A 14,444-nucleotide genomic window follows, 5' to 3' on the forward strand; every position below is an offset into this window, starting at 1 on the left:
ATGGCCGCACTACCCGATAAAGAGAAGCTGGTGCGCAACTTTAACCGTTGCGCCAACTGGGAAGAGAAGTACCTCTACATTATTGAACTGGGCCAGCGCTTACCGGCGCTGAGTGCTGAAGCGCATAACGCAGACAATCTTATTCAGGGCTGTCAGAGCCAGGTGTGGATTGTGATGCAACGCAATGATGAGGGCGTGATTGAGCTGACCGGCGACAGCGATGCCGCCATCGTCAAAGGGCTTATCGCCATTGTCTTCGCCCTCTATCAGCAGATGACCCCGCAGGACATTGTGGCCTTCGATGTACGCCCGTGGTTTGAAAAACTCGCCCTGACGCAGCACTTAACCCCCTCCCGCTCTCAGGGGCTGGAAGCAATGATCCGCGCCATCCGTACCAAAGCTGCCAATCTTAGCTAAACTCAAAAGACCCTTCTATCCTGTTTACGCGGGGCGTTTGCCGCCTCGCTGATTCTTCAGCTTTCTGACAGCCTGTCAGTGATTACAGGAAACACAGCATGAAACGCGCGTCTTTACTTTTTCTTTCTCTTTTTGGTGCATTAAGCACACTTCACCTGGCCCATGCGGCGGAATACAGCCTGCCTGCGAATGGCGGTCGCCTGATTGGTCAGAACCAGACCTACACCGTACAAGCCAGCGATAAAAACCTGCAGGCCATCGCCCGCCATTTTGATACGGCAGCAATGCTGATCCTTGAGGCGAATAACACCATCGCGCCAGTTCCTGCACCGGGCACGACGGTGACTATCCCAACGCAGATGTTATTGCCGGACACACCCAGGGAGGGGATTGTCGTCAACCTCGCGGAGCTGCGGCTCTACTTCTACCCTCCGGGTAAAAACAGCGTGCAGGTCTACCCGATTGGCATTGGCCAGCAGGGGCTGGAAACGCCGGTGTCGGTAACCCGCATCAGTCAGAAAATCCCTAACCCGACCTGGACGCCGACTGCTGGCATCCGTGCGCGCTCGCTGGAGCGTGGCGTAGAGTTGCCGAAAGTGGTGCCCGCCGGGCCAAATAACCCGCTGGGACGCTTTGCCATGCGTCTGGGGATTGGTAATGGCGAGTATCTGATTCACGGCACCAATGCACAGGACAGCGTCGGCTTACGCGTCAGCTCCGGCTGTATCCGCATGAACGCGCCCGATATTGAAGCGCTGTTTGCGCAGGTCGCTGCCGGTACGCGGGTAGCCATCATCAATGAACCGGTGAAGTATGCCGTCGAGCCTGATGGCAGGCACTACATTGAAGTGCATCGCCCACTGGCGCAGACCGTTGAACAGGACACGCAGACGCAGCCAATCGTCTTCTCACCGGCGCTGGGCGCGTTGATTGAGCAGTCTGGCGGCGACCATTCGATGATTGAGAAAGCGCTCTCGCGCCGTGCCGGTTATCCGGTAGTGATTGCGGGCGGGAAAGCCACCTCTGCGTCAACCGCGGTATTGTCGGTACAGAACAGCATTAAGCCGACGGCCAGCGTTGAAGGGCAGAGGGAAGTGGTGATGCAGTAGGTTAGAGGGATAGAAGGAAGGCAAAAAAAATGGCGCACAATGTGCGCCATTTTCATTACAGGTACTCTTACTTACGGTAAGAGTGAGCCTGGTTGTCCAGACGCTGGTTAGCGCGAGCTGCGTCGTCTTTAGCAGCCTGAACGTCAGAACGCACTGCGTTCACGTCGTTGCTCAGCTGGTCAACTTTAGCGTTCAGAGTCTGAACGTCAGAAGACAGCTGATCGATTTTAGCGTTGCTGGAGCAACCAGCCAGCAGAGTAGAACCCAGGATTACCGCGCCCAGTACCAGTTTAGTACGATTCATTATTAATACCCTCTAGATTGAGTTAATCTCCATGTAGCGTTACAAGTATTACACAAAGTTTTTTATGTTGAGAATATTTTTTTGATGAGAATGCACTTAAATTTGATCGTTCGCTCAAAGAAGCACCGACTTTGATTTAACTTGCTAAAAACGCCTATTAAAACAGCGGATTCTCATCGGATTCATCTTAGATAAAGGGCGATTTAAATAGCAAAATCCGATTGAAACTTTTAATTCCATCCGCAAGCAAAAATATTTAAAAAAAAAGCGCCGCAAGGGCGCTTTTTTAATCTGTCAAAAAGTCCGGTAATTATTACAGTACGTGGACAGATGCAGTGTTGGTGGTGCCGCTCGGAACCAGCGCGCCGGAGACCATCACTACCACGTCGCCTTTGCTTGCCAGACCGCTTTCCAGCGCCACTTCTTTACCCAGACGGTAGAAATCATCCGTAGAGGAGATCTCTTTCACCAGTTGGGCAACAACACCTTTGCTCAGCACCAGCTGACGCGCAGTCACTTCATTGGTGGTCAGCGCCAGGATAGTCGCATCCGGGAAGTATTTACGCACAGCGCGCGCAGATTTACCGCCCTGAGTTGCCACAACGATCAGCGGCGCTTCCAGCTTCTCAGCGGTTTCCACTGCGCCACGGCAGACAGCTTCGGTAATACGCAGTTTGCGGCTGTCGTTGTTGTAGTCCAGACGGCTGGTCATCACGCGGTCAGTACGCTCGCAGATGGTTGCCATGATGGAGACGGACTCCAGCGGGTATTTCCCTTTTGCGGATTCGCCAGAGAGCATCACGGCATCGGTCCCGTCGAGGATGGCGTTCGCCACGTCGCCAGCTTCAGCGCGGGTCGGACGCGGGTTTTTGATCATGGAATCGAGCATCTGGGTAGCGGTGATCACCACTTTACGTGCGCGAATACATTTTTCGATCATCATCTTCTGCGCGAAGATCACCTCTTCAACCGGGATCTCAACGCCCAGGTCGCCACGGGCAACCATGATGCCGTCCGACGCTTCAAGGATCTCGTCGAAGTTGTTCAGGCCTTCCTGGTTTTCAATTTTGGAGATGATCTGGATGTTTTCGCCGCCGTGCGCTTTCAGGTGCTCACGGATTTCAACCACGTCAGAACGCTTACGGATAAAGGAAGCAGCAACGAAATCGACGCCTTGCTCGCAGCCGAAGATCAGATCCTGCTTATCTTTTTCCGCCAGCGCCGGCAGGGCGATGGAGACGCCCGGCAGGTTCACGCCTTTGTTTTCGCCGAGATCGCCGTTGTTCAGCACTTTACAAACAACTTTATTCCCTTCGATGGCGGTTACTTCCATACCGATCAGACCATCGTCGACCAGCACGGTATCGCCGACGCTCAGGTCGTTGGTGAAGCCTTCATAGGTCACGGCAACGGTGTCGCTATTGCCAACAACGGATTTGTCGGTGGTGAAGGTGAAAGTCTGACCCGCTTTCAGCGAAACGTCGTTACCGCCTTCCAGTTTGATGGTGCGGATTTCCGGACCTTTGGTGTCCAGCAGGATGGCCGCTTTCTTGCCGGTTTTGCTCATCACGTTGCGCAGGTTCTGGATGCGCTGGCCGTGCTCAGCATAGTCACCGTGAGAGAAGTTCAGACGCATGACGTTCATGCCTGCGTCCAGCATTTTGGTCAACATCTCTTCGGATTCGGTTTTCGGCCCGATGGTGCATACAATTTTGGTCTTTTTCATGACAGTTTCTGGTCTTTAAGTTTGGGTTGAGAAGGAATGGGAATTCACGCTCCGGGATGCGCACGGCGCCGGAGTCAAACCTGTGTTGCGAAAAGAGCGATGCCACAGACTAAGGATAGGTGACATCAAAAAAGCGTGCAGAGGAATGTGTGCCTGAGGTTCAGCCAGTCTGGGAAAACATTGATGTGAGTTATCTGCTTTACAGTTCAATCAGCTGAATCCATTCAAATTAGGATTGCGGCATTATAGCGTCCACAGTGACAGAAAGGAATTAAAAACGCTGTTTCAAAATGCGAATTGATGACCAGCATCGTTTCGTTATGCAACCGTTATCACATAATTGCGCAACCGTTGCACCAGCGTATGCACTTCTTCTGCTGAACAACCCGGCGTCAGCAGTTGCATCAGAATGACCGCATCTTGCGGCAACATTATTGTACAGCTGCGCAAGTGCTTATTTATCGAGCCACTCTTTTGCTGAAAAAAATTAGCAATAAGAAAGTTCCATATATCTCAATTGACTCACGCCTGAGGTCAGGGGATTAAATAAATGCAAAGCAAACTGCTTGCACTCTAATTAATTACCACGATAGCTAATTTTTTAATCACGCCGACCTTTAAGCGAGGCGGATATATCGTTCATTTCGTCAGCATAATCGCAGAAATATATTTTATATTTCCGAATCACTATCACGTTTTTGCACCAAATTTAGATTAAGGAAAATCCTAAAACGCTTGCATTTAAGCGTGGCTAACTTTTTGTTTTAGTTAGTTTCTTCTAACGCAGCGCGAAAGTGGCATAAATCTAAGTTGTTGATATGTATGAATCTTCATTTTTTGAGATAATTTGCAATAAAGCACGGCGTAACTACTCTTAAGCGACTCTTAATGAGAGGCAAAAATTTATAAAAAAATTTGTTCCGGAGAATTACACCCGGAGGTCGGCTGGTGCCTGCTAATTATTTTACCGCCAGCCCTATTTAATGCGTTGACTCTTAATGAAGGTTAGGCGATGACGACTTCCACAGTTGTTGGTCATGGATATGCTTTTATTTCACCGCCGGAAATTCCGACCCAACAGGGGCCGATGGGTATCCTGTATGATTTTAATGACGGTGCCCGTTTATTGTTGCCAGCCGGTAACTGGCGGGTCGAAATAAGCGATGACGAAACGGGAAATATCCTCTTTGCTGACGATGTCGGGCAGGGGTGGGTCATCAGCACGAAAAAATATTATGTGCCGTTTCGTCTGCGGGTCTGGGACGGAGTGCAGGCGGAGCCCGTGCTGGATCATGCGCTGGATATGCGCGGCAAAAGGGTGCTGATCTCTTTTCCCAGCGGCACGCTCGGCGATCTGGTCGGCTGGGTGCCATACGCCGAACGCTTTCGGCAAACCTACCAGTGCCACGTTGACTGCACGCTGGCGCAACCGATTGTCGATCTCTTCTCGCCGGTCTATCCGCAGCTCAACTTTTCAACCCCGGAAAGCTGGCAGGCCGGGCCTGGCGTGAGCGCGCCGCCCTATGCCAGCTGGCGCGTCGGGCTCTTTTTTAATGGCGATCTCGACAAACAGCCCTTTGATTTTCGCGCCGTTGGCCTGCACCGCACCGCCGGGCATATCCTCGGCGTCGACCCGAGCGAAATTGTCCCGGATCTGCGCCAGCACACTCCGCGCCGCATCGCTGAGCCCTATGTCTGCATCGCCACCCAGTCCACCAGCCAGGCCAAATTCTGGAACAACGGCACCGGCTGGCATGAGGTTATCGATTATCTACAAGCGCAGGGCTACCGCGTGCTTTGTATCGACAAAGAGCGCGTGGTCGGCCGCGGTTACGTCTGGAACAAAATCCCCCACGGCGCGGAAGATTTCACCGGCAATTTGCCGCTGGCTGAACGCGTGGCGCTGCTGGAGCACGCCGACTTTTTTATCGGCCTCGGCAGCGGCCTCTCCTGGCTTGCCTGGGGCTGCCATATCCCGGTGGTGCTGATCAGCGGTTTCAGCCTGCCCAACAGTGAGTTTTATACCCCCTGGCGCGTCATCAACACCCATGTCTGTAACGGCTGCTGGGATGACGTGCGGCTCAATTTTGATCATCAGGACTATTTCTGGTGTCCGCGCCACAAAGGCACGGACCGGCAGTACGAATGCACACGATTTATCACTGGCAAGCAGGTCATCGGCCATTTACGCCGGCTGATTGCCCTGCGAAGCAATCCCTTTGGCATCAAAACAACAGCATTGGCAGACCCCGATCAACACGCCGCATAGCGGATGAGAGACGGGTTTCGAGGACATTGAAATGAAGAAAAGTCTTAACTGCAGTTACCGGCTGGTGTGGAATGACGTTCAGCGGGCGTTCGTGGTGGTTTCCGAACTGACACGGGCAAAAGGCAAGCGCGCAGGCGGCGCGGTATTAATCTCAGCGGCGGTGGGCGGTCTGTTCGCCAGCAGCGGGGCAATGGCATTCACCCCCGATGTCACCGATTCGGTGCGGGATGAGGTGGTGCAGGAGGGCGTACAGAATGTACGCACCGGCGGGTTAACCACTAACCATACTATCGGCAGTCGCGGTACCCAGATCGTGGCGGGCGGTCAGACCGTTGACACCCGCGTTCAGGATGGCGGCTCGCAGATCGTGCGCCAGAATGGCCAGACCAGCGGTACCGTGGTCACCAACGGTGTACAGATTGTTGAAGTGGATGGCACGGCAACCGGCTCGCAGCTTAACAGCGGCGGCACGCAGGCGGTCTCCGGCAAGGCGAGCGGCACCGTGGTCGGTGCAGGCGGCGTGCAAACCGTGCTGCAGAGCGGTCTGGCAAGCCAGACGGTGATTAACAACGGCGGCGTACAGGCTGTTAGCGGCAACTCAGTCGAGGGTATTGTTAATGCCGGCGGCACGCAGCTTATCAACAACGGTGGTTTCTCCCAGAATGCGACGGTCAACAGCGGCGGCAGCCAGCACGTTAACGTCGGGGGTTCCGCCGCCGATACCGCTATCTTTGGCGGCGGCAATCAAATTGTTGCCGGTACGGTATCCGGCGCCCACCTCAACGACGGCGGCGCGCAGCTGGTTCAGCAAACCGGTAAAGCCATCGGCACCATCGTCAATAATCGCGGCACCCAGACCGTTGACGGCACCGCGATCTCTGCGGTGGTCAACGGCGGCGGTACCCAACTGGTGCATAGCGGCGGGCTGGCGGCGGGCACTACCGTCAACAGCGGCGGCATCCAGCATATCAAACAGGGTGGCGCAGCCTCCGACGGCGTCGTGTTTGGCGGCGGCACCCAGGTTCTCTCAGGAACCGCATCCGGCACCAGCGTCAGCGACGGCGGTGCGCAGTTAGTCCAGGCAACCGGTAAATCTACCGGAACCATCATCAACAATCGCGGCACCCAGACCGTTGACGGCCAGGCGATCGACTCCGTGGTCAACGCGGGCGGTACGCAGCTGGTTAACCGCGGCGGTCTGGCGACCGGCGGCGTGGTCAACACCGGCGGGCTGCAGCATATCAGCGTAGGCGGTGCGGCATCCGACGCCACTCTGCTCGGCGGCACCCAACTGGTGGAAGGCATGACCTTCGGTACCGTCATCAATAACCGCGGTTTGCAGCAGATCCACGCCAGCGGCATCAGCAAAGACGCGATTGTTAACGCGGGCGGTGAACAGGATGTTGACGGCGTTTCGCTCTCCGCAGAGGTGAACGACGGCGGCCTGCAAAAAGTGCGCAGCGGCGGCAGCGCGACCAGCGCGGTGATCAACGCCGGTGGGATCCAAAGCGTGCTCACGGGCGGTTCAACCGTTGCCACCACGCTGCTGGGCGGTATTCAGCAACTGGCGGGCGTGGCGGCAGACACCATTATCGGTGCGGGCGGCGTACAGCACGTGCAGGTGGGCGGTAGCGCGACCGGATCGCTTATCAACGACGGCGGCCTGCAACGCGTGGATGGCACAGCCACCTCCTCGGTTATCTATGACGGCGGCACCCAGCTGGTGAACCGCGGCGGTCTGGCGAAGAGCGCGACCGTTAACAGCGGCGGGCTGCAGCATATTAATGAAGGCGGAGCGGCATCCGACACCACGGTGTTTGGCGGCGGCAAGCAGGTTGTCGCCGGCACGGCATCCGGGACCAGCATCAATAACGGCGGTCATCAGCTGGTGCAGGCCACCGGTAAAGCTACCGATACCATCATCAATAGCGGCGGCACCCAGGCGGTAGACGGCGCGGCCATTGCTGCCGTGGTCAACGACGGCGGGGTACAGCTGATCCACTCCGGCGCGCTGGCCAGCGGTTCGCAGGTAAATGCCGGTGGTTTACAGCATATCAATGAAGGCGGTGCCGCGTCGGATGCGCTGCTGTTTGGCGGTACCCAGGTTGTTGAAGGGACAGCTTCCAACACCCGTGTCGATGCAGGCGGCGTGCAGCAAGTTCATGTGACCGGCAAAACCACCGACAGCAAAATCTATGACGGCGGTTTCCAGGATGTTGACGGCACGGCGAACGGCACCACCGTCTACAGCGGCGGTAAACAGCTGATCCGTAGCGGCGCTCACGCGAACGATACCCGCGTTGATAAAGATGGTGTGCAGATTGTGCGGGCCAACGGTGCGGCGTCAAAAACAACCCTGCTCGGCGGAACGCAGCAGGTTGCCGGGCTGGCGGGTGATACGGTCATCGGCGACGGCGGCATCCAGCACGTGCAGGTGGGCGGCATCGCAACGGGATCGCTTATCAACAGCGGCGGTTTGCAGCGCGTTGACGGTTCGGCGACTTCAGCCGTGGTCAACAACGGCGGCGTGCAGCTGGTTAACAGCGGCGGGCTTGCCGCAGGCTCAATCGTTAACAGCGGTGGCCTGCAGCACATTAATGTCGGCGGCGCGGCCTCCGACGGCACGATATTCGGCGGCGGCAAACAGCTGGTGGCGGGTACGGCTTCCGGCACCAGCGTCAGCGATGGCGGTCAGCAGATCGTGCAGGCGAGCGGCAAAACCACCAATACCCAAATCAACACCGGCGGCGTGCAGAGCGTCGACGGCAATGCCACCTCATCGGTCGTGCGCAACGGCGGTACGCAGCTGGTGAACCGGGGCGGCCTGGCGGCAGGCACCACGGTGCACAGCGGCGGCCTGCAGCACATCAATGTTGGCGGCGCGGCCTCCGACGGCACGGTATTTGGCGGCGGCAAACAGGTGGTTGCGGGCACGGCGTCCGGTACCAGCCTGAGCGATGGCGGTCAGCAGATCGTGCAGGCGAGCGGTAAAACCACCGATACCCATATCAACAGCGGCGGCGTGCAGAGCGTCGATGGCACCGCTATCTCATCCGTCGTTAATGACGGCGGTCAGCAGATTGTCAACAACGGCGGCCTTGCTGCCGGCTCAATCGTCAAAAACGGCGGGGTGCAGCACGTCTCAGCCGGTGGCGCAGCCTCCGACGGCACAGTATTTGGCGGCGGTACGCAGCTGGTTCAGGGTACGGCTTCCGGCACCAGCATCAGCGACGGCGGTGTACAGCTGATCACGAAAGGCGGCCAGGCACGCGGTACGCTGGTGAACAGCGGTGGCGTTCAGCGCGTAGACGGTCAGTCGTTCGAGGCGGTGATCAATAACGGCGGGCAGCAGATCGTTGACCCGTACGGCTGGTCGCGCCAGAGCGTGATTAACGCGGGCGGCAAGCAGATCCTCAGCAACGCGGCGGTAGCGATCTCCACCGTTCTCAACGGCGGTGAGCAGCACGTCAATAACGGCGCGAAATCCTTCGCCGCGCGCGTGCTGGGCGGAACGCAGAATATCGGTAGCGGCGGCCAGGCCTTCGACGCGCGTATCGAGAAGGGCGGCGTGCAGAACGTTAACGATGGCGGTTATACCTACGGCGGTACTATCTCTGAGGGTGGCAGACAAAACGTTGCCGCTGGCGGCGTTACCGACTTCACCTTTGTTGATGGCGGCCTGCAGGTGGTTGACGGCACGTCAATTGTCAGCATCGTGAAAAACGGCGGGCGTCAGGTGATCAATAAAAATGCCAACGCCGAAGTCTCTATCGTCATCGATGGCGGTATCCAGGAGGTGTACGGCACCACCACCGGTTCGGAAATTACCCGTGCAGAACAGCGCATCTACAGCGGCGGCTCAGCTACCTCTACCGTGCTGAACGACGATGCAGTACAGGGGATTTACGACGGCGCCGTGGTCACCGATACCCGCAACCGTCATGGCATCCAGAATATTTACAGCGGTGGCCGTGCGGAAAATAACCTGATGGATAACTTTGCGGTGCAGAATATCGCTGCCGGGGGAACGGCAGTCAACACCTCGTTGGGCAACGACAGCCAGCAGAACGTGCGCGGCAGCGCGGTGGATACCGATCTCTCCTCGAACGGCGTGCAGAACGTCTACCGCGGCGGTACGGCGACACGCACCACGCTCTACGAGCGCGGCACGCAGAATATCTACAGCGGTGGTTCATCCGATTTTGCTGTTATCAACGTCGGCGGGATCCAGAACGTGCTGACCGGCGGCACCGCCAGCAACACCACCATTAACGGTGGCGGTACGCAGAACGTCAACAGCGGCGGGACGGTGATCTCCACCATCATCCGCGAAGGCGGGATCCAGAACGTCAATGATGGCGCAATCGTCATCGACAACAAAGTGGTTGGCGATCAGGTGGTTAACCAGGGCGGTACCGTTGCTTCCTCTACCGTCAGCGAAAACGGCGCCCAGAGCGTCGCCTTCGGCGGCAAAGCTATCGCTACCACCGTCAGCAAAGGCGGCGCCCAGTTCGTTCGTGCCGGGGGCGTGGCGGATCTGACAGCGATTGAGCGCGGCGGCATGCTGGCGCTGGAAGATGGCGCCACGGTCACCAATATCAATCTCAACAGCGGCGCAGCGCTGATGGCGGGCACTGACACCACGCTTAACGGCACCAACGTTAACGGCAGCTTCTCCATTGCTAATAAGATCGCCGATAGCCTGCTGCTGGAAAGCGGCGGTCTGCTGGCGGTTGCCGCAGACGGTAGCGCCAACAACACCGTGGTCAGCGAGAACGGTACGCTGAGCGTTGCCGAGGGCGGCATGCTGACCGGGGTCACCAAAATCAATGATGGCGGTACGCTGGCCGGTAATGTGAACAACGACGGCGAACTGCGTATTACCACTGAGAACAGCGCCAGCACCGTTAACGCGGCGATCAACGGCAACGGTACGCTTTATAAAGAGGGTAGCAACACCCTGACCCTGAGCGGTGCGCTTAACCAGGCGGGCGGCACCTACCTGCAGAGCGGTACGCTGGTGTTCAGCGGGCTGGATGCGGTGACCGACATCATCGCCCAGGCCGGGACCTCTTTGCAGTTGAGCAACGGCTCCACGCTGACCGGGATGATTGACCCGACTGACCTCACCGTCGATGCGGGCTCAAACTGGCTGATGACCGACAGTTCCCTGCTCGACAACCTGACGCTGGGCGGCACCATTGATTACCAGGCACCGACCGGGGCATTTGTACCGAAAACCCTGACCGTCACTAACCTGGTGGGCAATGGCGGCACCATCACCCTCAACACCCTGTTTGATGGCAATACCGCAGTGAGTGACAGCCTGGTACTGGATGGCGGTACCGCCACCGGTAACACCAATATCGCCATTCGCAGCCAGGGCGGCCTCGGGGCACGTACCAGCGGTAACGGCATTCAGGTGGTGAACGCCATTAACGGCGCGACCACCACCGATGATGCTTTCCGTCTGGACGGCAGCCTGCAGGCGGGTGCGTATAACTACACCCTGCAACAGGGCAGTGCCGACGAGAGCTGGTATCTGACCACCGCAGAGGCAGGCGGTAACGCAGATGGCCCGCAGAACTACCGTTCGGCGATGTACCTCTACAGCTCCGTCTACGCTCAGGCAATGGATTATGACAGTGCGCTCCTCGGCTCGCTGGATGCCCGTCGCTATGCGGCGCGTACCCCGACCGAAGGCGGCAGCAATATGTGGGCCCGTTTCCAGGCCGGTCAACTGAGCCACGATCACGGCGGCAGTGACCTGAGCAATGGCAACACGCCGGAAAGCAAAGGTGGCTACACCTTCCTGCAGATCGGTAGTGATTTGTGGCAGGGTTCAGGCTCTGGCATGGAGTGGACCGCGGGGATCTACGGTGCGGCAGGTCTCTCCGCTATCGACGTGCAGCGTAACAACAAGTCAAAAGCCGGTACGGTTCGCGATGACGCTTACAGCGGCGGTCTCTACCTCAATGGCGTGCATGAGAGCGGCTGGTGGATGGACGTAGTGGCACAGGGTACTCGCCACAACTTCGACACTAATCCGCGCGACGGCGACGGCCTGAAAACCCACGGCTGGGGCTACGTTGGCTCCTTCGAAACCGGTCTGCCGTTTGAGATTGGCAGCGGCCTGGTGCTGGAGCCGCAGGTGCAGTACCAGTATCGCGGCGTGAACCTGAAAGATGGCAGTGATGATGTGGCTGACGTCCAGTTCGGTGATGGTCACAGCCAGCAAGTACGTGCCGGTCTGCGTCTGGGCAACAACGCGACGCTGAAAGAGAGCGGTAAACCGGTACCGGTAAGCTGGTTTATCCGTCCGTCCTTTATCCAGACCTTCGACTCGAAGGGCACGCTGAACGTTAGCGCGCCGGGTGTGGCAGGCAGCGAAACGTCGTTCAATCCGGATCAGGATGGCACCGCAGCAGCGCTGGATATCGGCATCGATGGCCAGATCCGCGACAACGTGACCCTCGGGGTGCGCGCGGGCTACACCCGCAGCATCGATGATGCGGGTACCGGCGGTTACGGCGGTCAAATCACGCTGAAAGTCGGCTTCTGATAAGCCTTGCAGTAATATGAAAAGCCGCGCCGCAAGGTGCGGTTTTTTTTATCTCTTATTTCTGTGGGAAAATTTTTATCACGACCGGTAACGCGCAGAAGGCGTGTAGGTGATGCTGAAGCTGAGATGAAATAAAGGAGGATAAAACAGAGAGTAACAACGAATGGTGCGTCCGAGTGGACTCGAACCACCGACCCCCACCATGTCAAGGTGGTGCTCTAACCAACTGAGCTACGGACGCACTGAAGAAGGATGGTGCGTTCAATTGGACTCGAACCAACGACCCCCACCATGTCAAGGTGGTGCTCTAACCAACTGAGCTATGAACGCAATGTTGTGGTTGACAACGGGGACGAATATTAGCGGCAGCCCGCAGATGTGGCAAGCGGAAAATGGCAGATTTCTTACTGAATTCACTCGATTGCGGAACAACTGAGCAAAACGCGCTGAAAGTAGCCGCCCGCAGGCGGCTACAGCGGTTTAGCGTGCCGCGCGCTGCAAAATGCGGCTCGAAGGCTGACGCTGCAAATGGCGCATGCGCAGCATCATCATTACCGCCGCCGAGGTCAGGCCAATAATAAAGCCCATCCAGAAGCCTGCTGGTCCCATTGGTGCAACCACCAGATCCGTCAGCGCCAGAATGTAGCCGGTCGGCAGCCCCAGCACCCAGTAGGCGATAAAGGTAATAAAGAAGATCGAACGCGTATCTTTATATCCACGCAGGATGCCGCTACCGATCACCTGAATTGAATCAGAGATCTGATAGATTGCCGCCAGCATCATCAGATGCGACGCCAGCGCCACCACTTCCGGGTTGTCGTTATAGAGCAGGGCGATCTGCTCGCGCATCAGCACCGTAAACACCGCGGTAATGGCCGCCATACAGACGCCGACCATCAAGCCGGTGCGCGCCGAGGTTTTGGCATCAATCGTCGAGCCCTGACCGAGGCGGAAGCCGACGCGAATGGTGACCGCTGCTGCCAGCGACATTGGCAGCACGAACATCAGCGAGCTGAAGTTAAGCGCAATCTGGTGTCCGGCAACATCGACAATGCCGAGAGGCGAGACCAGCAGCGCGACGACGGCAAACAGGGTCACTTCGAAAAAGAGCGCCAGCGCAATCGGTAAGCCAAGCTGGGCCAGCCGTTTCAGCACCGCCATATCGGGCCGTGCGAAGCGGGCCTCGTGTTTGATGTCGCGCATCGCACCGGCGTGTTTCACGTAGAGGCGCATAAAGATAAACATCACCCAGTAGACCGACGCGGTCGCCACGCCGCAGCCGACGCCGCCCAGCTCCGGCATACCGAAACGGCCATAGATAAAGGCGTAGTTAACCGGAATATTGACCAGCAGGCCGAGAAAGCCCATCACCATACCGGGTTTGGTACGCGCCAGCCCTTCGCACTGATTGCGCAACACCTGGAAGAAGAGGTAGCCCGGTGCGCCCCACATCAGCGCGCGTAAAAAGTGGACCGCTTTATCGGCCATCATCGGGTCGATGTTATGCATGGCGCGAATAATATGACCGGCGTTCCACAGCACAATCATAATCAGCACTGATACGGCACCCGCCAGCCAGAACCCCTGGCTCACCTGATGCGCGATGCGATCGCGACGCCCGGAACCATTCAGCTGCGCAATCACCGGCGTCATTGCCAGCAGCAGACCGTGACCAAACAGAATAGCGGGGAACCAGATAGAGGTACCGATAGCGACCGCAGCCATATCCGTGGCGCTATAGCCCCCGGCCATCACGGTATCGACGAAGCCCATCGCCGTCTGGGCAACCTGCGCAAAAATCACCGGCAGGGCAAGTGCCAGTAATTGACGCGCCTCTGTTACATACTTCTGCACGTTAACACCTATATATTGTTGTTATAAGAGAGAATGGAAATACTTAAGAGAAAGGAGTTATATCCTTGTGCGACAAAAAATGCCGCACTGCGATAAGTGCGACATCTGCTCAAATAGTACCTGTTAATGCCCCTTTTTGCCACGTTATCCATAAATCAAAATTATCTTTCGCCGCAAAGCGGGCTTCAGGCTGGCAAGGGGAT

At 57.3% G+C, this 14,444-nt stretch carries 7 protein-coding genes and 2 tRNA genes; 4 read left to right on the forward strand and 5 right to left on the reverse strand.

Going from position 1 to position 14,444, the window contains the following annotated elements:
- Positions 1-417: a cysteine desulfuration protein SufE gene (gene sufE / locus IAE50_RS02535; RefSeq protein WP_042712086.1), complete on the forward strand. Its 417-nt coding sequence runs from the start codon at positions 1-3 to the stop codon at positions 415-417.
- Between the two features lie 98 nt (positions 418-515).
- Complete coding sequence (locus tag IAE50_RS02540; protein WP_200579474.1) at positions 516-1,526, forward strand: L,D-transpeptidase family protein; 1,011 nt, start codon at positions 516-518, stop codon at positions 1,524-1,526.
- A 67-nt stretch (positions 1,527-1,593) separates the two neighbouring features.
- Here IAE50_RS02540 and IAE50_RS02545 read toward each other — a convergent pair whose 3' ends face one another.
- Positions 1,594-1,830, reverse strand: coding sequence for a major outer membrane lipoprotein (locus IAE50_RS02545; RefSeq protein WP_006118977.1), 237 nt, complete (start codon positions 1,828-1,830; stop codon positions 1,594-1,596).
- Positions 1,831-2,143: 313 nt separating this feature from the next.
- The gene (pykF, locus tag IAE50_RS02550) at positions 2,144-3,556 is read right to left on the reverse strand and encodes a pyruvate kinase PykF (protein ID WP_054802861.1); all 1,413 of its coding nucleotides are present in this window, start codon (positions 3,554-3,556) and stop codon (positions 2,144-2,146) included.
- Positions 3,557-4,568: 1,012 nt separating this feature from the next.
- Between pykF and IAE50_RS02555 the strand changes: the two genes are divergently transcribed.
- The gene (locus tag IAE50_RS02555) at positions 4,569-5,825 is read left to right on the forward strand and encodes an autotransporter strand-loop-strand O-heptosyltransferase (protein WP_200133123.1); all 1,257 of its coding nucleotides are present in this window, start codon (positions 4,569-4,571) and stop codon (positions 5,823-5,825) included.
- Between the two features lie 31 nt (positions 5,826-5,856).
- The gene (locus tag IAE50_RS02560; protein ID WP_200579475.1) at positions 5,857-12,387 is read left to right on the forward strand and encodes an AIDA repeat-containing protein; all 6,531 of its coding nucleotides are present in this window, start codon (positions 5,857-5,859) and stop codon (positions 12,385-12,387) included.
- Between the two features lie 164 nt (positions 12,388-12,551).
- Here IAE50_RS02560 and IAE50_RS02565 read toward each other — a convergent pair.
- The 3 genes from IAE50_RS02565 to mdtK all read right to left on the reverse strand — a co-directional run bounded on the left by IAE50_RS02565 (position 12,552) and on the right by mdtK (position 14,241).
- Positions 12,552-12,628 (reverse strand) — tRNA-Val (locus IAE50_RS02565).
- Between the two features lie 12 nt (positions 12,629-12,640).
- Positions 12,641-12,717, reverse strand: a tRNA-Val gene (locus IAE50_RS02570).
- Positions 12,718-12,867: 150 nt separating this feature from the next.
- Entirely contained in the window at positions 12,868-14,241 is a 1,374-nt protein-coding gene (mdtK, locus tag IAE50_RS02575) for an MdtK family multidrug efflux MATE transporter (RefSeq protein WP_200579476.1), read from the reverse strand.
- Positions 14,242-14,444: the final 203 nt, after the last annotated feature.

The organism is Kosakonia sp. S42, assembly GCF_016624785.1.
GTDB lineage: Bacteria > Pseudomonadota > Gammaproteobacteria > Enterobacterales > Enterobacteriaceae > Kosakonia > Kosakonia cowanii.

Bases quoted from the DNA above. Each gene is read 5' to 3' on its own strand.
- IAE50_RS02545 (WP_006118977.1), bottom strand. From the start codon at position 1,830: ATGAATCGTACTAAACTGGTACTGGGCGCGGTAATCCTGGGTTCTACT.
- pykF (WP_054802861.1), bottom strand. From the start codon at position 3,556: ATGAAAAAGACCAAAATTGTATGCACCATCGGGCCGAAAACCGAATCC.
- IAE50_RS02560 (WP_200579475.1), top strand. From the start codon at position 5,857: ATGAAGAAAAGTCTTAACTGCAGTTACCGGCTGGTGTGGAATGACGTT.
- sufE (WP_042712086.1), top strand. From the start codon at position 1: ATGGCCGCACTACCCGATAAAGAGAAGCTGGTGCGCAACTTTAACCGT.
- IAE50_RS02540 (WP_200579474.1), top strand. From the start codon at position 516: ATGAAACGCGCGTCTTTACTTTTTCTTTCTCTTTTTGGTGCATTAAGC.
- IAE50_RS02555 (WP_200133123.1), top strand. From the start codon at position 4,569: ATGACGACTTCCACAGTTGTTGGTCATGGATATGCTTTTATTTCACCG.